This is a genomic window from Jeotgalibacillus sp. 10bf12, assembly GCF_055597105.1.
In genome coordinates this window covers 317,054-338,307 of sequence record NZ_CP200276.1, presented here as the reverse complement: position 1 = coordinate 338,307, position 21,254 = coordinate 317,054, and the positions used below count along the sequence as shown (strand labels likewise).

Annotated in this window: 20 protein-coding genes; 10 read left to right on the top strand and 10 right to left on the bottom strand. The window is 45.4% G+C overall.

Translation table 11 applies throughout. From position 1 onward, the window contains the following. The first annotated feature begins 128 nt into the window (after positions 1–128). The gene (locus tag DH10bf12_RS01540; RefSeq protein WP_471736869.1) at positions 129–1,334 is read left to right on the top strand and encodes a YflT domain-containing protein; all 1,206 of its coding nucleotides are present in this window, start codon (positions 129–131) and stop codon (positions 1,332–1,334) included. Positions 1,335–1,607: 273 nt separating this feature from the next. Here the strand turns inward: DH10bf12_RS01540 and DH10bf12_RS01535 are convergent, their stop codons facing one another. The 9 genes from DH10bf12_RS01535 to argC all read right to left on the bottom strand — a co-directional run bounded on the left by DH10bf12_RS01535 (position 1,608) and on the right by argC (position 12,265). Beyond that, positions 1,608–1,742, bottom strand: coding sequence for a hypothetical protein (locus DH10bf12_RS01535; RefSeq protein WP_471736868.1), 135 nt, complete (start codon positions 1,740–1,742; stop codon positions 1,608–1,610). A 40-nt stretch (positions 1,743–1,782) separates the two neighbouring features. Beyond that, positions 1,783–2,253, bottom strand: a complete 471-nt coding sequence (locus DH10bf12_RS01530; protein ID WP_471736867.1) for a hypothetical protein — start codon at positions 2,251–2,253, stop codon at positions 1,783–1,785. A 163-nt stretch (positions 2,254–2,416) separates the two neighbouring features. Continuing rightward, complete coding sequence (gene argF / locus DH10bf12_RS01525; RefSeq protein WP_471736866.1) at positions 2,417–3,358, bottom strand: ornithine carbamoyltransferase; 942 nt, start codon at positions 3,356–3,358, stop codon at positions 2,417–2,419. Then, positions 3,355–6,423: a carbamoyl phosphate synthase large subunit gene (locus tag DH10bf12_RS01520; RefSeq protein ID WP_471736865.1), complete on the bottom strand. Its 3,069-nt coding sequence runs from the start codon at positions 6,421–6,423 to the stop codon at positions 3,355–3,357. Before DH10bf12_RS01520 ends, argF begins: the two co-directional genes overlap by 4 nt. Then, positions 6,416–7,477: a carbamoyl phosphate synthase small subunit gene (locus tag DH10bf12_RS01515; RefSeq protein WP_471736864.1), complete on the bottom strand. Its 1,062-nt coding sequence runs from the start codon at positions 7,475–7,477 to the stop codon at positions 6,416–6,418. The genes DH10bf12_RS01520 and DH10bf12_RS01515 overlap by 8 nt, the downstream gene beginning before the upstream one ends. A 431-nt stretch (positions 7,478–7,908) precedes the next feature. Continuing rightward, complete coding sequence (locus DH10bf12_RS01510; protein WP_471736863.1) at positions 7,909–9,063, bottom strand: acetylornithine transaminase; 1,155 nt, start codon at positions 9,061–9,063, stop codon at positions 7,909–7,911. Continuing rightward, the gene (gene argB, locus DH10bf12_RS01505; protein WP_471736862.1) at positions 9,060–9,830 is read right to left on the bottom strand and encodes an acetylglutamate kinase; all 771 of its coding nucleotides are present in this window, start codon (positions 9,828–9,830) and stop codon (positions 9,060–9,062) included. Before argB ends, DH10bf12_RS01510 begins: the two co-directional genes overlap by 4 nt. Then, a complete protein-coding gene (gene argJ / locus DH10bf12_RS01500) occupies positions 9,793–11,019 on the bottom strand; it encodes a bifunctional ornithine acetyltransferase/N-acetylglutamate synthase (protein WP_471736861.1) in 1,227 nt (408 codons plus the stop codon). The genes argB and argJ overlap by 38 nt, the downstream gene beginning before the upstream one ends. A 214-nt stretch (positions 11,020–11,233) precedes the next feature. Continuing rightward, complete coding sequence (gene argC, locus DH10bf12_RS01495; RefSeq protein ID WP_471736860.1) at positions 11,234–12,265, bottom strand: N-acetyl-gamma-glutamyl-phosphate reductase; 1,032 nt, start codon at positions 12,263–12,265, stop codon at positions 11,234–11,236. 309 nt (positions 12,266–12,574) lie between these two features. Between argC and DH10bf12_RS01490 the strand changes: the two genes are divergently transcribed. The 6 genes from DH10bf12_RS01490 to DH10bf12_RS01465 all read left to right on the top strand — a co-directional run bounded on the left by DH10bf12_RS01490 (position 12,575) and on the right by DH10bf12_RS01465 (position 16,127). Further along, complete coding sequence (locus tag DH10bf12_RS01490; protein ID WP_471736859.1) at positions 12,575–12,835, top strand: hypothetical protein; 261 nt, start codon at positions 12,575–12,577, stop codon at positions 12,833–12,835. Then, positions 12,835–13,206 carry a VOC family protein gene (locus DH10bf12_RS01485; RefSeq protein ID WP_471736858.1) on the top strand — a complete coding sequence of 124 codons (372 nt, stop codon included), beginning with the start codon at positions 12,835–12,837 and terminating at the stop codon, positions 13,204–13,206. The genes DH10bf12_RS01490 and DH10bf12_RS01485 overlap by 1 nt, the downstream gene beginning before the upstream one ends. Before the next feature lie 203 nt (positions 13,207–13,409). Further along, positions 13,410–13,778, top strand: coding sequence for a response regulator (locus DH10bf12_RS01480; protein ID WP_471736857.1), 369 nt, complete (start codon positions 13,410–13,412; stop codon positions 13,776–13,778). Positions 13,779–14,050: 272 nt separating this feature from the next. Further along, positions 14,051–14,839, top strand: coding sequence for a hypothetical protein (locus DH10bf12_RS01475; RefSeq protein ID WP_471736856.1), 789 nt, complete (start codon positions 14,051–14,053; stop codon positions 14,837–14,839). Positions 14,840–14,850: 11 nt separating this feature from the next. Beyond that, positions 14,851–15,804, top strand: a complete 954-nt coding sequence (gene msrB / locus DH10bf12_RS01470) for a peptide-methionine (R)-S-oxide reductase MsrB (RefSeq protein ID WP_471736855.1) — start codon at positions 14,851–14,853, stop codon at positions 15,802–15,804. Positions 15,805–15,818: 14 nt separating this feature from the next. Beyond that, the gene (locus DH10bf12_RS01465; protein ID WP_471736854.1) at positions 15,819–16,127 is read left to right on the top strand and encodes a hypothetical protein; all 309 of its coding nucleotides are present in this window, start codon (positions 15,819–15,821) and stop codon (positions 16,125–16,127) included. A gap of 66 nt (positions 16,128–16,193) precedes the next feature. On the opposite strand, the gene DH10bf12_RS01460 is transcribed toward DH10bf12_RS01465, so the two are convergent. Further along, the gene (locus tag DH10bf12_RS01460) at positions 16,194–17,003 is read right to left on the bottom strand and encodes an SGNH/GDSL hydrolase family protein (protein ID WP_471736853.1); all 810 of its coding nucleotides are present in this window, start codon (positions 17,001–17,003) and stop codon (positions 16,194–16,196) included. Between the two features lie 155 nt (positions 17,004–17,158). Between DH10bf12_RS01460 and DH10bf12_RS01455 the strand changes: the two genes are divergently transcribed. The 3 genes from DH10bf12_RS01455 to DH10bf12_RS01445 all read left to right on the top strand — a co-directional run bounded on the left by DH10bf12_RS01455 (position 17,159) and on the right by DH10bf12_RS01445 (position 21,230). Then, on the top strand, positions 17,159–17,629 hold the full coding sequence (locus DH10bf12_RS01455; RefSeq protein ID WP_471736852.1) for an SRPBCC family protein: 471 nt from the start codon (positions 17,159–17,161) through the stop codon (positions 17,627–17,629). Then, positions 17,610–18,791, top strand: a complete 1,182-nt coding sequence (locus DH10bf12_RS01450; RefSeq protein WP_471736851.1) for a class I SAM-dependent rRNA methyltransferase — start codon at positions 17,610–17,612, stop codon at positions 18,789–18,791. The genes DH10bf12_RS01455 and DH10bf12_RS01450 overlap by 20 nt, the downstream gene beginning before the upstream one ends. 192 nt (positions 18,792–18,983) lie before the next feature. Then, positions 18,984–21,230 carry a helicase C-terminal domain-containing protein gene (locus DH10bf12_RS01445; RefSeq protein WP_471736850.1) on the top strand — a complete coding sequence of 749 codons (2,247 nt, stop codon included), beginning with the start codon at positions 18,984–18,986 and terminating at the stop codon, positions 21,228–21,230. The last annotated feature ends 24 nt before the right edge of the window (positions 21,231–21,254 follow it).

The following is a 21,254-nucleotide window of genomic DNA, read 5'->3' as shown; positions in this document are numbered from 1 at the left end:
AAATATTACATTTAGTAGGTAAATATCAGTATTTACCATTAAGCCATACATGCAGTTGTTTCAAGAATTAATAGACAGGGTAATTCCAAACTATGCTGAAAAATAGAACGACTCAAGGAGGAAATACCATGTCAAAAACATTTGTTGAAACATTTCATTCTGAGCAGGACGTTTTGAATAAGATCGAAGACTTGAAACTCCAGGGATATAAAGAAAACGATATGTATGTTGTGGCCCGTGATAAAGATGAGCTTTCACTAGTAAGAGGTCGCACAGATGCTGATATCGAAGCAGTAGAAGGAAACTGGTGGGATAAGTTTAAAGCGTTTGTTTCAGGAGATTCTTCAGTACGGGAAGCATTTGACCGGATGGGAATGGAGAAACAGGATGCAGAACGCTATTACGATGAAGTGAGAAACGGCGCATTTTTATTATATGCAGATAATGCTTACGCAGATGAAAACGATGATTTCGTCAGCCCGGCAGCCGGTGGACTTGACCCTGATTCACATGCAGATCATAAGGTGAGCGGGACAAACTTTACAAATGAACAAAAAAATACGCACACATCAGCTGCTGAAGGTGCAGGAAGACCTCTTGCAGAGCAGACAGATCAAAATACGGCGGGCGTAGATCATGACAGAGCGCTTGGTGACCGTGACCGCTATGTGGATCCAAACATTGATAACCCTGAACAGACACAGCCGGTTAATGACAGCAGAGAAGATTTAATCCGTGCTGAAGAACAAAAAACGCAAAGCCATTCGAATCATAAGGATGCTGCAGCAGCAGATCAGCATGATGAAGAACCAGGTGAATACCGCGCGCCGGATGACCGTGGTAAAATCTTTGAACCATCAGAACATGACAAGCAGCAATATGGTGGCGGACAGGGTGATGAGGAGTTTTCTCCTGATGCAGTAGATGCAGGAACACCCCGTGGTCAGGTAAGACCTGATCAGCCGAACTACCAGGGCGATCCTTCAGGCAAACACCGTCATGAAGAGGTGGAGCCACCTGAAGAGCATGGTGGTGCTGATAATAATCGACGAGTCGTGGACGGCCAGGAATCTGTGTGGGTAGACAAAAGTCAGTCAAACAGTGACAAGCAAGTAGAAGCACAGGCTGACAGCAAAGGACGCCTGCGCGGGCAGGAGGATATCTCAGAGCAGAATCCAAATGACCACGCACATCAGGAGCATCCTGGTGAAGAAAGTGAATTGCGTGATCGTGACCGGGCTAAGCCTTCGCATGATCCAACGCTTGATAAAGAAGAGAAAGAACGCCGTTTATTGATGGAAGAAAACCATTTTAGAAATAAGGATCGTTTATAATACGATTTCATAGGAAACCGGAGCGGGCAGAGATGCCTGGCTCCGGTTTTTTGGTGAGGGAAAATGAGGGGGGAGGACGTGAAACGATAAACAAGCGTAGGTCGAATTACACTTTTCTACGAACCGAGGTGTTTTTTCTCCGAAGGGTATAAGTTCTTCTTCGAACATAGCCGGGTGAGCTTTAAACCACCGGTGTTTTTCTATGAACATTTACCGTTTTTCTAAGAACCGTCCATTGCACGATGCCAGATTACCTTTTAATACAGCTTCAGTCTAACTGGAGTATAGTTCAAATGACACAATTTCAGGAACAGTAGAAGAAATCTCCTGAACCAACAGCGTAATTTCATGGACACCAGAGTTAATCTCCTGAACCCCCCAAGTAATCTCCTGAACACCACACATCATCTCCTGAATCTCCCAAAAACCCCAAACAAAAAACGCGCCATCAGCGCGTTTTTTTAGAGAAGCCTTCCTGATCCAGATAAGAAGCAGCTTCTTCATAAGTCGTAAAGATCCCATCAAGCATGTCGTCTGCGTATACGCTCCATGTATCTGCGTCTTCACGTGTTAACAATAATTCCTGACCGTTTGCATTCACCCACGGCTCATCGCTGAAAGGTACAAAGTCTGCAAGTTCTTCAGTCAGAAGGGAATCGATAGATGCTGCGATGATTGTACGCAGGTCCCCTTCGCTGCAGTCACGGATATTGGTCATCCCTTTAGCGTCAGAAGGGTAGTCATTCAGGTGGGCTGTATAGACAAAGCCGTTTCCGTTTGGATGAAGGTGATAGACAACCGTTTTCTTTTCACGAATGCTTCCTTCAAAATGAAAATTAACCCGTCCGAGTGAAACGTTGTGCCGTGTTAATTCTTCAAATGATTCAATGATGTTAAGTTTTTCTTCAAAAGTCAGCATTGCGTCTGCCTCCGTTCAATTGATTGATGCCGTTTATTATAGCATATTGAGCTGCGTCCGCCATATTCACGTAATTTTTACACGATAAAGCACTTCATGCATGTAGGAAACTGATCCTTAAATGCATGAAGTGCAGGTTATCATCTATAAAAGTGGTCAACGCTTACTTTCCCATTAAAGCAACGAGCAATGCCTTTTGAGCATGCAGTCTGTTTTCAGCCTCCTGAAAAACCACTGAATGCGGACCTTCAAGTACGGCTGTACTTACTTCTTCCTCGCGATGGGCAGGGAGACAGTGCATGAAAATATAATCCGGTTCTGCATGTGCAGTTAGCTGTTCATTCACCTGAAAACCTTCAAATGCCTGAAGTCGCTCAGCCTGCTCAGCTTCCTGCCCCATACTTGCCCATACATCAGTGTAGATCACATGTGCGCCTGTTGAAGCTTGAACCGGATCGTGCGTCACAATGATATCAGCGCCGGTCTTTGCACCTTCAGACTGGGCATATGCAAGAATTTCTGTATCAGGTTCATAGCCTGAAGGACAGGCAAGCGTGAAGTGCATCCCTGTTTTGGCTGCACCGATCATAAGGGAGTGTGCAACGTTATTGCCATCTCCGATATAAGCCATCTTTTTATGCTTAAATGAACCGAATGTTTCATAGACAGTCAGCAAATCTGCAAGCGTCTGACATGGGTGGTAGTCATCAGTAAGCCCGTTAATGACAGGGATTGAGCTGTTTTCAGCAAGCTCCTGCACGGTCTTCTGAGCAAATGTGCGGATCATAATCCCATCCAGATAGCCTGAGAGTACACGTGCAGTGTCAGCGATCGTCTCGCCGCGTCCCATCTGAATATCTCTTGTGCTCAGATACATTGCATGGCCTCCGAGCTGAAGCATGCCCGCTTCAAAGGAAACACGGGTACGGGTGGATGACTTTTCAAAAATCATCCCAAGCACCTTTCCCTGCAGGAGAGGCAGGTGCTTGTTCTCAGGTTTTTTAAGTTCAGCTGCAAGTTCAATCAGCTCTAAAATTTCATTTGATGTATAGTCTCTTAACGTCAGCAAATCTTTGTGCTGAAGCGTTGGAATGAGCATATTCATACGAAAACTCCTTTTTTGGGAAGCGTGCTGAAAAATGCTTCCGCTGTTTCTTTTCTCGTCCAGACGTGCAGTCTGTGAATCGACGCCGTTCTGATCACTGAAGGATCCGCTTCAAGTGAAATGACGGCTTTTTTATCGTCACGATCCATCCATTCCTCAAAAGCAAGCGTCTCCGGTGTGAAGACCAGAAAACCTTTTTCCTGCCATGATTTGATCAGTGACGTCTCAAAATGATTCGTGATAAATATACTGCCGCCATTCCACAGGTCAGCAAGCTGCTGACTTGCACCTGATAATGCTTTTTTCATGGCGATTTCAGGATCTCTGTCAGACGCCATGACTTCACCTGTGGATGTCATGACAGGCGTGAGCTCCGGTGAAAGACCCGGCAGCTTAATGTGTGAGAATACAGGTGCTTTTACTGTAAATCCACGCTGGCCGTTAAACGACTGTGAAATACCAAGATCATTCAGGTGCTGACCAAGCATCAAAGAGGTTGCATGCTGGACAAGCGGCACATGCGTTGATTTACTGCTGATCGGCACAGTTCTTGATGCACGCGGATTAATTTCAATGACATATAATCCGCTGTCCTGACAGACAAACTGGATGTTGAATAACCCTTTGAAATCAAGTTTTTTAGCGATATGAACAGCCGTATCACATACCTGATCAAGCATGGAAGCTGACAGTGAAAGCGGCGGGGTTACAGCAATGCTGTCACCTGAATGCACGCCCGTACCTTCAATGTGTTCATAGACAGCTGCCACCCAGGCGTTTTTGCCATCAGACAGGACGTCCACTTCAGTTTCTTTTCCCTGAATAAATTTATCGACGAGTACAGGATACTCGATCTGTGCTGAAGCTAAATAAGCTTCAAGCTCCTCGTCGCTGTTCAGTTTGATCATGCCGCTTCCGCCGATCACATAGGACGGGCGGAGGAGGATCGGATAACTCAGATCATCAGCAGCCTGCCATACTTCAGCCTGCTGATTGGCAGTAAAGCCCGGAATGACCGGGAGTCCGGCCTTTTTCAGGAACGTATAAAAACGGTCGCGGTCTTCCATCTCATCGAGAATGTCTGACGATGAACCAAGCAGGTTGTAGCCTGCATCTTCAAGCTCTTTTGCAACATTAATTGAAGTCTGTCCACCGAATTGAACGATGACAGCATTGATGCCTTCAAATTCAAGCACATTCATAATATCTTCAGCGCAAAGTGGTTCAAAATAAAGCGCATCTGCTACTTCGTAATCTGTGCTGACTGTTTCAGGATTGTTATTAATTAACACAGCTTCGTAGCCCATTTTTTGAAGAGCGAGTACGCTGTGCACACAGCAGTAATCGAATTCAATTCCCTGCCCGATACGGATCGGTCCTGAACCAATCACGGCTACTTTCGGCTTTTTGCTATTACGGTCATCAGAAGTTCCGCTCCACGTTGAATAGAAATAATTTGTCTTTGCTTCAAATTCAGCAGCACACGTATCCACCATTCTGTAAGACGGTGTGATGTTCCACTTTTGACGCTGCTCTTTTACAAAAGCAGCTGGAACGTTCCAGAAAGAAGCAAGCTGCTTATCTGTAAAACCTAGCTTCTTTGCTTCAAGCATTTTCTCTTTTGTCACTTCAAGCCAGGCAAGGTCTTCGTAAGCAAGCTGCGCTTTTACGAGTCTTGACAATACTGACAGGTAATAAAGCGAGATCTTCGTCCAGGTGTGAAGCGTTGTTGTGGAAATGCCTCTTTTTAATAGCTCAAAAATCGCAAACAGGCGACGGTCATCCGGTTCTTTAACAAGGACTTCAAGTGCCTGTGTTTCAAGTCCTGACAAGGCAGGGAGGAAGAGGCCGTCAATTTTCTGATCCAGTGAACGGATCGCTTTCTGAAATGCTGCTTCGATCGAACGTTCAATCGCCATCACTTCACCGGTAGCTTTCATCTGGGTGCCAAGCTCGCGGTTCGCATCACTGAACTGGTCAAACGGCCAGCGTGGAATTTTAACTGTTACGTAATCCAGTGCCGGCTCAAAGCTTGCAAATGTCGTACCCGTGACAGGGTTTTTCAGCTCATGCAGGTGATAACCGACCGCAAGCTTTGCAGCAAGACGCGCAATCGGATAACCCGTTGCTTTAGATGCAAGTGCTGATGAACGGCTCACACGCGGATTCACTTCAATCAGGAAGTATTCGCCGTTTAATGGGTGAAGGGCAAACTGAATGTTACACCCGCCGACAATCCCAAGCGCTTCAATGATTTTTATGGAAGATGTTCTGAGCATATGATATTCCTTGTCGTGCAGCGTCTGACTCGGTGCGGTCACGATTGAATCACCGGTATGAACACCGACAGGATCAAGGTTTTCCATATTACAGATCGTAATACATGTGCCCGAAGCATCTCGCATCACTTCATATTCAATTTCCTTATAACCTGCAATACTCTTTTCAACAAGACACTGGTGAATCGGACTCGCAGAAAGTCCCTGTTTGACTAGTGATAGATAGGCTTTTTCGTCCTTGGCAATACCGCCGCCGAATCCGCCAAGCGTGTAGGCAGGACGGACGATGATCGGGTAACCGCAAAAATCTGCAAAAGCGAGCGCTTCTTTTTCGTTGTAAATGATTTCACTGTCGGGTACCGGTTCATTCAGTTCCTTCATGAGTGAACGGAAAGCGTCTCGATCTTCTGCTTTTTTAATAGAGTGAATATCAGTACCAAGGAGCTTTACGCCATATGCTTCAAGGATGCCCTGATCTGTCAGTGCCATCGCAAGGTTCAGCCCTGTCTGACCACCGACTGTCGCAAGCAGACCATCCGGCTTTTCCTTTTCAAGAATCGCTTTCACGCTCTCTACTGTCAGCGGCTCAAAATAGACGCGATCCGCAGTCGTTTCATCCGTCATAATCGTAGCCGGATTGTTATTGATTAAAATGACTTCAATGCCTTCCTCACGAAGGGCAGTACAAGCCTGCGTACCTGAATAATCAAACTCGGCTGCCTGACCGATTACAATGGCGCCTGAGCCAATCACTAATACTTTTTTAATTTCCTGCTGTTTAGGCATGTTGTGACACCTTCTTTTCCTGTTGAATCAGATTAAAAAACGCTTCAAAAACTTCATGATGCTCAGCCGGTCCCGGAGAAGCTTCAGGGTGGAACTGAACGGTTAACAGCGGCAGCTCCTTATGCTGCAGGCCCTCAACGCTGCTGTCATTTACGTTTGTATAAAGAACCTCTACATTAGAGGGAACTGAATCCATTTTTACAACGTAGCTGTGGTTTTGCGAACTCATACTCACACGCTTCGTCTTCAGGTTCATCACTGGATGGTTCGCTCCGCGGTGACCAAATGCCAGCTTCTCGGTAGATGCACCAAAAGCAATCGCAAGCAGCTGGTGACCGAGACAGATACCAAGTGTCGGGTATGCGTTCGCCCATACACGGTAGTCATCAATTTTATGCATAAGTGATGCAGGATCCCCCGGACCGTTTGAAAAGAGTAATCCATCCAAAGGGATATTCATCAGCTCGTCAGTGGATACTGTATAAGGGAAAACCGTTACTTTGCATCCGCGGTCAAGCAGTGCCTGTAAAATGGATTTCTTATAGCCGAAATCAATCAGTCCGATATGAGGTGAGCCCTCACCGTGAGTCACTGCAGTCTTTGCAGTCACGTGTGGCACGACAAACGTACGAATCGGTTTCCATGCAGGAAGCGGCTTTCCTTCAAGCTGCATCGCTGCCTGCATCGTCCCGTCTTCACGGATCGTCTGAATCACAGAGCGCGTGTCCACACCTGACATAATGGGGACGTTATGCATCACGGCAAACTCTAAAAGAGAAACCCCTCGCTCAAGTATCCCTTCATAAAGTTCAGTTACGATAATGCCCGCAGGCTGTATCTTTGTTGATTCAAGATTTGCTTCCTGAATACCGTATTGACCCATTAGCGGATAAGAAAATACAATAATCTGTCCATGGTAGGAAGGGTCAGTCAGCACTTCCTCATAACCGGTCATTCCGGTGAAGAAGACGATTTCTCCCTGTACATCTTTCACTGCGCCTTTCCATGCTCCTTCAAATGACTGTCCGTTCGACAGTGACAGCGTTCCTTTCATGAGAACCGCCTCCTTTAAAATAGATATTTTCTAATAATCGCTTATGATTTCCGCTTCAGGGGGACTTCGCCGTAAGCCTCACCTGTCCCTTCCTGCTACAGGAGTCACCCCTTCCCGCTCCAATCAACGCTTGAATAGATGTAAAAGTCTGTGGATTTATGAATAAATATAAATAATAATGTAATTTTATTCATTTGTGTCAATAAGAATACTGTCCGGGAAGGTGTTGGCTTCCGGGACAGCTGGTATTTAGATTTGATCGCGGGTGGTCAATTTACCCGGATAGTATAGGTCAAATTACACTAAGTGGCGAACATCGATAACTGAGTGTCGAACCGTTTTGTTTTTCCGTCGAACATGAGTGATTGAACGTCGAACCAGCGATGATTTACGCCGAACACACATGATTTTACGTCGAACCTCAAGAACCCTCAACTCACCGTATATTCCACCTGCATCATCGTCTTCTCAAGCAGTGAAGCTGCCTGCTGACACTCCTCGTAGCTGACTGTCAGCGGAGGGAGGAGCCGGATCACGTTTGGTCCTGCAGGTACGAGCAGCAAACCGTTTTCTTCAGCCTTTTTAACAATGGGTCCAGCTTCAGTGCTTAGTACAATCCCAAGCATTAAGCCTTTACCCTGAATACGTGTTACCTGTGAAAGTCCAAAAAGCGAAGCGAGCTGTTCGCGAAGATAAGCTGCTTTTTGCCGGACTTCCTCAAGGAATGCTTCATCAAATACGTGATCTACGACTGTTTGGGCTGCTGTGACAGCGAGCGGGTTGCCACCGTACGTGGATCCGTGTGAGCCTGGACCGAAATAGTCAGCCAGTGCTTCAGTTCCGAGAATCGCTCCGACAGGGAATCCGCCGCCAAGTCCTTTTGCCAGTGTAACAATATCAGGTTTAAGCGGTGTTTGTTCAAAAGCATATCTCGTACCTGTCCGGCCGATTCCGGTTTGTACTTCATCTATGATCAGCAAGAAGCCTGCTGATTCACTTAATTTCTGCAGTGCAGCAGCAAAATCATCATCAATCGGATTTACGCCGCCTTCACCCTGAATGACTTCAAGCATGACGGCTGCAGTATCACCATCAACTGCGTCTTTTAAAGCTTCTATATTGTTATAAGGAATCGTCCGGAACTCAGGCATGAGCGGACCGAATCCTTCTTTTACTTTATCCTGACCGGTTGCCGCCATAGCGCCCGTTGTCCTTCCGTGAAAGGACTGGTCAAATGTAATGATGACGTGCTTGCCTGTCGCTTTCCGTGCAAGCTTGATTGCTGCTTCATTCGCTTCAGCGCCGCTATTACAAAACAGTGCACGGGAAAGTGGCGTGTCTTTTACAAGATCAGCAGCGAGCTTTTCCTGGGCTGGACTTTCAAACAGGTTTGAAATGTGCCAGAGGTTTTCAGCCTGTGCCTGCAGCGCACTAACCATTTTCGGATGGCTGTGTCCGAGGCTTACAACAGCGATCCCGCTTGTGAAATCAAGATAGGTTTTCCCCTGATCGTCCCAGACAGTTGTCCCTTCACCTTTTACGATATGAAGTGTACGTCTCGCGTAGTTTTGAAAGAGTGCACTCATCTGACAGCCACCTCCTTTAAAATCGTAGTGCCTTCAAGCATTTCATTGACAATCCGGACAGCTGGAATGTCCGCATCCAGACAGCCGGCAGCTGCCTGGACTTTCGGGATCATGCCGCCATATATAGTGCCGTCTTTAATCCACCCGTTAATTTCCTCGGGATGAGTCGTTGTGACGGTCTTTCCGTTCACTTTAATACCCGGTGTGTCAGTGACGAATAGCAGTTCATCTGCCTGGATAGCAGCGGCAATTTTTTCAGCAGCTGTGTCAGCATTGATGTTCAGCGCCTGCCCGTTGTCTGTTCTGCCGATACATGAAATGACAGGAACAGTAATTTTTAAAAGGTTTAGCAGTGCAGGGTTGACTTCATCAATTTGTCCGACGTAGCCGTATATTTTCTGGTCTAGAAATGATGCTTTCATTAATCCGCCGTCAAAACCGTTTAAGCCGACTGCCTGGATCTCTGCCTGTTCAAGCTGATGGACGATCCAGGGATTCACGGATCCGATCAATGTCGTTTGAACAATATCAATCGCTTCAACAGGTGTGACGCGCAGACCGTTCACAATAGACGTCTCAACCTGCGCTTCTTTTAGTTTACGGTTAATGGCCGGACCGCCGCCGTGAACGATAATGACCCTTTTGCCGCTCTCGCTCATTTGACGAATGCTTTTAAAAAAGTCTGGTGTCAGCCGCTCAAGCAGACTGCCACCGAGTTTAATCACAGTTTTATGTTCTGTAGCTTGCGTTGATCTGGACATAGTCATATGTCAGGTCGCACCCCCAGGCAAGTCCTTTTCCATCACCCTGATTCACATTCACCTTCAGTTTGATTTCAGGCTGCTTCAGATATTCTGTCAGTTCATCCTCTGAAAAGGAAAGTGGCTCTCCCTCGCGGACAACCGGTGTGGTGCCGATCAGAATTTCTACTTCATCCGGATCAATCGTCATTCCGCTATAGCCCACAGCAGCAAGGATACGTCCCCAGTTGGCATCGCAGCCGAATGCAGCTGTTTTGACAAGAGGTGAGCCGACAACGGTTTTAGCGATCTTACGTGCTTCCTCATCGTTCTTCGCGCCATTCACCTCAACTTCAATCAGCTTTGTCGCACCTTCACCGTCTTTCGCAATCATCTTGCCAAGGTCCTCACACACATGTAAAAGTGTCTGAACAAACACTTTCCAGTCAGGGTGGGAAGGAGAGAGTGTCTCGTTTTCAGCAAGCCCGTTTGCCATCACGAGCACCATATCATTCGTTGACGTATCACCATCAACCGTAATCGAGTTAAATGAACGGTCTACAACTGATTTCAGTGCGTTGTGCAGGTGATCTGATTCAATCGCAGCGTCAGTTGATATAAAGCCGAGCATGGTTGCCATATTCGGATGAATCATCCCTGACCCTTTCGCAGTACCTGCGACGGTTACGATTTTTCCGTCAATATCCACTTTATAAGCAGTGTTTTTAGAAACGGTATCAGTCGTCAGGATCGACTGTGAAAAGTCGATTGACCCCTTAAGACCGGCAGCAGGCTCCAGTTTTGGAATTCCGTATTTTAAGCGGTCCATTGGCAGCTTTTCACCGATCACACCTGTTGAAGCAACGCCTACAAGGTGAGGCTCGATATTTAAAAGGTTCGCTGTTAAATGCTGCATCGTTTGCGCATCCACATAGCCCTGTTTTCCGGTACAGGCGTTGGCATTACCAGAATTCACGATGATTGCCTGCATTTTCTTTTCAACCGCCAGTGCTTCCTTAGTTACTTTTAAAGGAGCGGCCTGCACTGCATTCGTCGTATACACACCCGCAGCATTTGCAGGCACCTCGCTCACGAGAAGTGCAAGGTCATTTTTTTTATGCTTAATGCCGCAATGAAGTCCTGCAGCCTTAAATCCGATTGGCGAAGCAATATTATTACCTGAAATTTTTTTGATTGATGGATAGACAGTCGTCATACAAACTTCATCTCCTTAAAATGCGGTGCTCTTAACGTTGGCTGTTGATTTCCGCTTCAGGCGGACGCTTTCCGCGGCCGGGCGGTGAGCCCGCAGGCTTCGCCATGCTCGGTCTCACACGTCCCTTCCTGCCGCAGGAGTCGCCGCCTTACGCTGCAATCACAGCTGTGCAAGTAAATAGCTGTGCTTATCATAAAAAATAATTTAATTTGACTTATATATACGAAGGAACCAGATCGAGTCCTTCTGTTTCTTTAAACCCGAACTGAACGTTCATATTCTGGATCGCCTGGCCTGCAGCACCTTTTACGAGGTTGTCAATTACTGAGACGATCGTTGCGCGGTTTGTGCGCTGATCCACGTGAATTTGAAGGTCGCAGTAATTTGAGCCGTATACCTGGTTTGTGCTGAATTTTGGTCCAGGAGGCATTAATCTCACAAACGTTTCATTCTGGTAGCTGTCCTGATAACATTCCTGCAACTGCTTTTCAGTTACACCGTCAGCAAGCGGTGCATAAGCGGCTGCCAAGATTCCCCGTGTCATTGGCACAAGGTGGGTGCTGAAGGTGATGGGTCGTGTCTTCTCCGCAAACCGGGCAAGGCCTGTTTCAATTTCAGGTATGTGCTGATGCTTATTTACTTTATAGATAGAAAGACTTTCATTTGTTTCGCTGAAATGAGTCATTTGATTTGGCTTATTACCTGCTCCTGATACGCCGCTTTTTGCATCGATGATCAGGTTGTCAGTGTCAATCAGTCCATTTTTAACAGCGGGCAGCAGGCTCAGAAGCACTGCTGTCGGATAACAGCCTGGATTTGCCACCATAACTGCGTCTTTTACAGCGTCCCGGTTCCACTCAGTCAGTCCGTACACTGACTTCTCAAGTGAAGTTTCCGGTGCTGGATCTTTTCCGTACCATTCACTGTAATCTGCCGCTGATAGCCGGAAGTCGCCTGACAGATCAATAATACGAGGCCCTTTACCGATCAGGGGTGGCAACAGTCTGCTTGTCACGCCACTTGGTGTACTTGTGAATATAACATCCAGTTTTGCTAAATGTTCAATTCTGATTTTATGAAGAGGAGTGTCATAAATATTCATCAAATATGAATATTTATGAGAAAATAACTCTCCTTCGTCAGAAGAAGTAAACAGGTCAATTGATGAAATTCCGCTGTGACGATGTAAAAGCCTGATGAGCTCAAGACCGCCATAACCGGTTGCACCTATAATTCCAACTTTCACATCCATCACTCCAAAAAATTATGTTAGGCATATTATAGGTATGTATAAAAATAAAATCAACCGTATTTTTATAAAATGTTACGCAATTCAGTCTATGGTAACGCTTACAATATAGATAGCAGTAGGAATAAACTTTTTTAATAAATCTGTGTAAAACTTCTTTAATGAAGTAATGATTACGGTGAGATTAAATATTGATGACTAAGCCGTTCAGATATCTTTCTTGGGTCAAATTCGTTAAAATAATAGAAAGTAATCGAATTTAAGGGAGGTTTTTTTATCAGCCGCATTGCTTCGCATCCTTATGTGATGATCACACGTAAAATTGAGTGGGAAGAACAACACATCATTGAACATGAAAGCTTTCTGCACCTTTACCCTCAAAAACTGACTGACGACTCCAATGAATTTTATTTCCACGAAATTCTTGACCTTTCCTATAAAGAAAGCCAGAGAAGTTTTGGTTTGTTATACGTGCATACGACCCGCGGGCTTTACCCTTATAAAGTCAGAGAAAATCCAATTGAATTTATTAAAATAGTAGAAGAAAAAATAAAGGGGATGGTGTGATGAGTTTTCAGTTTGAAGGCATTGATCACGTGCAATTGACAGCACCTGAAGGCAGCGAAGATGAAGCGCGCAGATTTTATTCTGACCTGCTGGGGTTGAAAGAAACCCCTAAGCCTGTTAACCTTCGTGGGAACGGTGGATGCTGGTTTTTGTGTGGGCATCAGGAAATACACATCGGGCGTGAGGAGCAGTTTACTCCTCCGCGTAAGGCGCATCCAGCCTTTGTTATAATGAATCTGGAGGAACTTCGCATTCGTTTATCTGAAGAGAACATAACGATTCAGGAAGAGCAGCCGATCGAAGGAAGAACCAGGTTTTTTGTCAGAGATCCTTTTGGGAACAAATTAGAATTTCTTGAGTATCACGTTTAAAACGATTTATAAGAGGTAAACAAATAAGTTGCCCTTACAGCCTTTGACAAAAACGGTTAAGTATGAAAAGATGGGAACAACAGATCGTAATCTGTTGATCTATTGTTTTACCATGTAAGGAGCGTATTTTTTTCTAATATTTAAATCGATTAATAAATGTGACCATCAGGCTTATGGAATGAAGTAGTTAGGAGGTCATCAGCATGCAGCGAATCATGATTATTGAAGATAACGCTGACCTTCGCTTGGATCTCACAGAGCAGGTTTCTGACCTGGGGTATCAATCCATACCGGTCACAGATTTTGAACGGATCATAGAGCATTTCATCGAAGAAAAGCCAGACCTGGTGCTCTTGGATGTGAAACTGCCTTTTTTCGACGGCTTTTACTGGTACCGTCAAATCAGAGAGTATTCCAAATGTCCGATTGTCTATCTGTGGCATCACGAAGATGCAACAAGAGGGTTACAAGTGGCAAGAGAAGGACGCAAGTCAACTGGAGACATATTGCCGCTGACGTCGGAAATGTTAAGAACGACTTTGACACAATATCTAAAAAATAGATTGAAATAAATGACACACTCCCTGGCAAAGAGCCTGGGGGTTTTTCTTTTGTCGGGGGCCTTTTTAGGAGAGTGGGTTATGAATGATTGCTACCGGGCGCGCGTTGATTGTGACAAACTTGGTGTGGTTTGGTGCAAGTATCCGGATGTGTCGCTACAATTTGGGAACAGATTGCTACACGAGAGACCTAAACAGCGACAATTCTCCGCCTATCTCTCAGATCGTTGAAACAATCCCCTCCCTCATCCGTATAAACAACTAGACTAGTGGGGGTGGCCATGATGAAAAGAGAGAACGTCGCATTGATTTCAGGCTTTGTTTTTATGGGAGCAGTTGTTGCGCTCATGCTTTATATGGAAGTTGAATTCTTAAGTGCCTTAGCATTTCCGATATTTGCAATCGGAATGTCTCCGTACTTTTACATAAGATCGAAAGAAAAACAGGCAAAGTGGTTAGCGGAGGCTGCTGATCTTGAAGGCAGGTCAATGCTTGATGAATATGAATGGATTTTTGAATGGGGCGGAAGTTCAGCGGGGGCCATGACGATTCTCGATAAAGACGGGGAGTACATTGGTGCTTATAAAATCGTGAATCAGCCTATCATTAAAAAGCTTATTTCAGCGGCTTTTGCCGGTCTGGAAACATATTTTTCTTTTACAGCAGGGATCTTTACCTCGCATAATGAACCTGCAGTGGCTTTTCAGAAGAGAAAAGAAGAAGGCAGCACTGTACTTGAAATCAGGGATCACATTGGCAGGACTGCAGGTTATTTTAAAAAAGAAAGAAAACTGACCAAAATCAATGGATCGATCTATACAGCTGATGACGAATTACTGTGTGAAGTAAAGGCGAAATCAATGGTTGGAGATTTTGATATCAGTACTCAGGACGGAAGGTTCTTCGTCTCGTATAGACACGGTTATTTCGATTACGCAATGAAACCGCAGTTTCAAAACTCTACAGCCCTTGACCTAGTCAAAGTGGGGGACCAGCTTTCTGAAGATGAAAAAACGCTTGCTGCAGCAGTTGTATGCTATTGGATGAGCTATCTGCAGCGCGGGAACAGGTAGAGGTGAGTGGAATGGAAAAAGCAATGTTTGCCGGCGGCTGTTTCTGGTGCCTGGTCAGACCGATTCAAGAGCGTGATGGCGTGCTGAATGTGGTCTCGGGTTATACCGGCGGCGCCAAAGAAGACGCTGTCTATTCTAAGGTGAAAAATGGTGGTACGGGTCACGTGGAAGCTGTCTATATCGAGTACGACCCTGAGCGGATTTCTTATCAGGAATTACTCGAGATTTACTGGCCACTGACTGATCCGACTGATGCAGAGGGGCAGTTCTCAGATCGTGGTGATGCGTACAGATCAATTGTTTTTACGTACACAGCTGAGCAAAGACAGGCGGCGGTGCAGTCCAGAGATAAACTTGCTGGGAGCGGCCGTTTTGAAAAACCGATTGTAACAGAGATCAGGGAAGCGGGATCTTTTTACCCGGCAGAGGATTTTCACCAGGATTTTGATCTGAAAAACAGCTTTCGTTATGCGCTCTATGTGCAAGGATCAGGACGCGAAAAGTTCCAGCGCACATACTGGCCAAAAGACAGAACGCATTTAAAAAAGAAGCTGACTGATATACAGTATTTTGTGACGCAGGAAAATGGCACAGAACACCCTTATGAAAATGAATACTGGGATAATGAGCGAGAGGGGATTTATGTGGATATTGTGTCCGGTGAGCCGCTCTTTTCATCCCGGGATCAGTATGACGCTGGCTGTGGCTGGCCGTCATTTACAAAGCCGATTACCGACTCGATGGTGGAAGAGAAGTGGGATGTATCCACAAAGAATACGCGTCGTGAAATCAGAAGCCGGCATGCTGATTCTCACCTCGGACATGTGTTTGAAGATGGACTTCAGGATAAAGGCGGCTTACGTTATTGCATTAACTCTGCAGCCCTCAGATTTATTCCGAAAGAGCGGCTCGAAGAAGAAGGTTACGGTGACTTTATGATATTATTTGCTTTAAAGAGAGATTAGAGGAGGACCTTCTGTTGAAAAATGCCAAAGTGGCTTTGCTGTTATTCGGAAGCCAGTTTTTTTATGTATTATTCCTGCCGATCTGGTTTACATTCTACGGCGTATCGCTGATGAATATTGAGCAGGACGGATCATTTGCAGGACGTATGGTGCTCTATGCTGTCGGGTCTTATCCCGTTATCCTGATGATTGCAATTGTGATTTCATGGATGTCATATCACAAGTACAATTGGAAGAAGATGCTCCTTGTGAACAGTCTGCCAATTGTGTGGATTGCACCGATTTTGTTTACATTTATTTTTGCAACAATATTTGGCGGGTGAAGCAGCGGCACTGGGAACGCCTGAACAATGTAAAAGAGCCGGAGATTGGTCTCCGGCTCTTTTACATTACTCTCCAAACTTCGGCAATGTCATCTTATTGTGATAAAGCTGATTAAACCACATTTCATATCCAAGATCATTCGGGTGGATTTTGTCAGCCAGCATATCTTCAATGGCGATGTTGCGTTCAGTCATTTCGTTTAAGATCGCGTCATGGGTATCGAAATAGTGCCAGCCATTTTCAGCGGCAAGTGCTTTTGTCAGGTTGTTGTAATCTGCAAATGTTAAGCCCAGTTCATTCAGACCTGATTCTGTCAGGTTTGTTTTTAGGATCGGATTCGGTGAAATAAACAGGATCTCAAGCCCGGGGATTGCCTGGGTAAATGTACGATACAATTCTTCCAGTGATGATTCAGTCACATCCAAAGGTACATTCTGACGATAATTATTAATAACGGATGTCTCAAGAATTAACAGGTCCGGTCTGCTTTTAATCACGCCTTCAATGACTTCCGGTCTTAGCAGCATTTCAGAGGTGTAGCCGGAGTGCCCGTGATTTGCAATGGTTACGTGGCGGAGCGGTCTGGACGTGCTGCGGATTTCATTTTGCAGCAGCGCTTTCCAGTTGTGTGAAGGAGCGCTTGCGCCGACCCCCTTTGTCACACTGCTCCCCAGAATAGCAATGCGCGCTGAACCATTTTTTAATACGCGATAAGTAAGAAAATCAATATATGAGAGATCAGTATTATGTGCAGGATTAAGTTTGTGCATTTCATCCGCAACAGCACTTTGCTTTGAACGGTATTCTCCGCGTACCATTCCCATCAGTACGAGGAACACACAACTGATCAACAGCAGCTTAGTTAAATGTTTCATCTGGCAGGTACAGTCCTTTCTTGTTCGGTAACACTTTATAAATGTAATTGTAACAAAAATGTAATAATACCTCAATAGGTCTGCTGTCCTTCTCGGCATAAGCAGGATGAACGCGTTATAATAGGTGATAGACAATGTTTACAGGAGGGGTCGGAATGGGTGCTTTAAATCAGACAATGGTCATTGAACGTCCGATTGAGACGGTTTTTAATGAAACAATACAAATGGAAAAGTCACCTGAGATCATGGATCAGGTGATCAGTGTAAAAAAGTTGACTGAAGGACCGATCGGCGAAGGAACCCGGTATGAAGAAGTCAGGGATCTGGGTGGTCGGAAGGTGCAGTCAGAACTTATTGTTACTGAATTTGAAGAAAATAAATCCTACGCGGTAACAAGTGAGCAAAATGGTGTGAAAATTAAATTCAGATATACATTTCGTGAAGAAGATCCCAACAATACGTTTGTCACGTTTGATGGCACAATTACAACCGAGGGCTTTGCACGCTCTTTATTTAAAGGGATGATTGTCCGGATGATCTCAAGAGAAGAATTATTTCATTTACAAAAGCTGAAAAAATATATCGAAGACCGTACGGAGGAGAAGCATGACGAAAATAACGATTAAAAAAGGTTTTTCAGAAAAGATCCGTGAAGGGTTCCCGCTGCTGACAAAAGACATGGTGCAGCAGGGTAACATTGAACAGGAAGGAAAAGTATTCACTGCCATTGATTTGAGCGGGCAGTTTCTTGCGAAGGGCTATCTTGGCAAGCAGAATAAAGGATCAGGCTGGCTCTTAACGTGGAAGCAGGATGAAGAAATCAATGAATCCCATTTTAAAAAGAAGATTGAAGCAGCAGCAGCTTTTCGTAAAAGCTTCTTTGATGATAACCAGACAGATGCATTCCGTCTGTTCAATGGAGAAGGTGACGGTATTGGCGGCCTGACAATTGATCACTATGCAGGACATTATCTGTTCACATGGTATAGCATCGGGATTTATCAGTTCAGAGATGAGATTATAAATGCATTTGAAAAAATCCTTCCTTATAAGAGCATTTACGAGAAAAAGCGCTTTGATTCAAAAGGACAGTACGTGGAAGATGATGACTTTGTAAAAGGTGAGCGTCCGGATTTCCCGCTTGTAGTAAAAGAAAACGGCGCCCATTTTGCCGTTTATCTAAATGATGGTGCGATGACTGGTATATTCCTTGATCAGCGTAATGTCAGAAAAGCGATCATGGATACTTATGCTGAAGGTAAAACGGTCGTTAATACATTCTCTTATACAGGTGCTTTCTCGGTGTTTGCGGCGCTTGGAGGTGCTTTGAAAACAACGAGTGTTGACCTCGCAAACCGCAGTGTTCCAAAAACGATTGAGCAGTTCAGTATGAATGGGATTGATTACGAAGCGCAGGATATCCTCGTGCGTGATGTGTTCCGCTACTTCAATTACTGTGTGAAAAATCAAGTCAAATTTGACCTTGTTATTATGGATCCGCCAAGCTTTGCGCGTTCGAAAAAGCATACATTTTCTGCATCAAAAGATTATAAAAACCTTGTAAAGCAGGCCATTGATATCACAGAGAAAAAAGGCGTCATCGTGGCTTCAACAAACGCGGCGTCATTTGATATGAAAAAGTTCCGTTCATTTATCGACCAGGCCTTTAAAGAAAAAGGTGCACGCTATAAAATCATCGAAACCTTCTCGCTGCCGGAAGACTTCCGCACAACAGAAGGCTATCCTGCGGGTGATTATCTGAAGGTTTGTGTGATACAGACGCTGTAGAATGTTCCTGACAGGCTGCGCGGGATGTCGGTATTTCCGCCGAAGTTGTATCGGTTGCGCTGCAGGATGTAGCGATACACCTGGGAAGTTGTCGGTATGCCGGCGCAGGATGCCCGAATTCCCGCACCAGATGTCGCAATCCCACCCAGTCCCGGTCACATCATTACACCATATTTGAAAGGAGGATCCCTGATGGAGCCCGTTACACTATCTGCTAGAAGACTCGCCGAATACGTACACCGCAGCGGCAGTATAGACGCCGCAATCGGAAGCGCAAATGCTATGATGGAGGGAACGAGAATCCATCAGGCGATCCAGAAAACCTACGGCGAAGAAGATGAAAAAGAGAAATTCCTTTCGCGGGAGCTGGACCTTGATGGTAAAACCTTTATTTTAGAGGGGCGCTGCGACGGTCTCTTGAAGCGTGAGGGCGATTATATCGTAGATGAGATTAAATCTACTTCAAAGCCGTTTGAAGATATACAATCGCCTGCTGAGGTTCACAAAGCGCAGGCGTTTGTTTACGCGTGGATCTTAACAGAAGAGTTGAATCTGGATGACATTCAGGTTCAGGTCACCTATGTGCAGTCCTCCACGCGGGAAGAAATGCGCTTTGTTGACACTTACAGTGCTGTTTTTTTGAAGGATAAGGTAATTGAAATGGTAAGGATTTATGAGCCATTTGCTTTATTAATGCAAAGTCTGAAGCAGGATCGGCAGGACTCGATTGAAACATTCAGCTTTCCTTTTCAGTCATTCAGACCCGGGCAGAGGGAGCTTGCGGGCTCTGTCTATAAGACGATCAATGAAAAGGCAAAGCTGTTTGCTCAGGCGCCAACCGGAATTGGTAAGACGATTTCAACGCTTTTTCCTGCCGTCAAAGCGGCTGGTGAAGGAAAAGTCAATCAGATCGTTTATACGACAGCGAAAACAACGACGCGCATTGCAGCTGAGGAAGCATTCAGTCTGATGCAGGGTCAGGGGTTAAAGATGTCTGCTGTTTCGATGACTGCAAAGGATAAAATCTGCTTTAAGGAAAAAACGATCTGCCAAAAAGAATACTGCGAATTTGCGGATGGACATTTTGACAGGATTAATGGTGCCATGATGGACATTCTGGCTAATGAAAGGCTGATGACGCGCAGTGTGATTGAAACGTATGCAATGAAGCACCGCGTATGCCCATTTGAATTTTCAATGGATCTTTCTTATGTAACAGATGCGATGATCGGGGATTACAATTATGTATTTGACCCGCGTGTATCAAGAAAGCGCATGGCAGGTGAACAGAAGAGCCGGTCCATACTGCTTGTCGATGAGGCACACAATCTGCCTGACCGGGCAAGTAACATGTACTCAGCTTCATTAACAAAAGCGCCTTTTTTACAGTTGAGCAGAAATGATCAGTATCCTGCGCTTAAGCAGGCGGCGAAGCGTGTGAATCAGGCATTTCTTGAAGTGAAAAAGGAGCTTGATGAGTCCTTTGCAATTGTGAGTGAGCTTCCTGAAGAGTGGCTTGAGGCGGTCCAGGCATTTTTCACAGAAGCAGAACGGCTCGTGCAGTCAGGTGTACGTGATGAACAGCTCATTGAGCAGTACTTTGCCGTGCGCCAGCTGGCCGCTGCAGCTGAACAGATCGATGAGCGTTTTTATATATACATCCAGAAGATGAGAAATGATGTGCTGATTAAAGTCGTCTGCATGGACCCGTCAGCCTTTATACAAGGATCTTCAAAAGGATACAGGGCATCAGTCTTTTTCAGCGCTACCATGCAGCCTGTTTCCTATATCAGAACAATGCTCGGCGGGGAACCGGATGACTTTCAGCTTGATCTGCCGTCACCGTTTAGTAAAGAGCAGATAGAGGTTAAGACAGTACCTGTTTCGACTAAATATAAGGATCGTGAAGCAACAATCAGCCGGATTACAGATGAATTAAGAAGCGCAATTGAGAGACATTCCGGTAATTTCATGGTCTTTTTCCCGTCCTATGCTTATATGGAAATGGCCTACGGTTTTTTTGAAGAGAAAGGAATTGAGGGCGTCGAGCTGATCATGCAGTCTTCAGGGATGGATGAAGCTGAACGAGATTCATTTTTAGCCTCTTTTAAAAATGGACAAAGAGTAGCGGCATTTGCTGTCCTTGGCGGCGTCTTTTCTGAGGGAGTGGACCTGCCCGGTGATCAGCTGACGGGTGTTGCAGTTGTTGGGGTAGGTCTGCCGCAGATTAATCCGGAGCGGGATCAGCTGAAGAGATACTTTCAGGATAAAGGATTGAACGGTTATCAGTATGCATACGTATTTCCCGGAATGAACAAAGTCCTGCAGGCAGGGGGAAGGCTGATCCGTACGGAACAGGACAGTGGTATTCTGCTGCTGATTGATGACCGGTATCTGACAGCGCAGTACCAAAAATTGCTGCCGGATGAGTGGAGGTAGAGGGACGCGGTTTGTGATTAGATG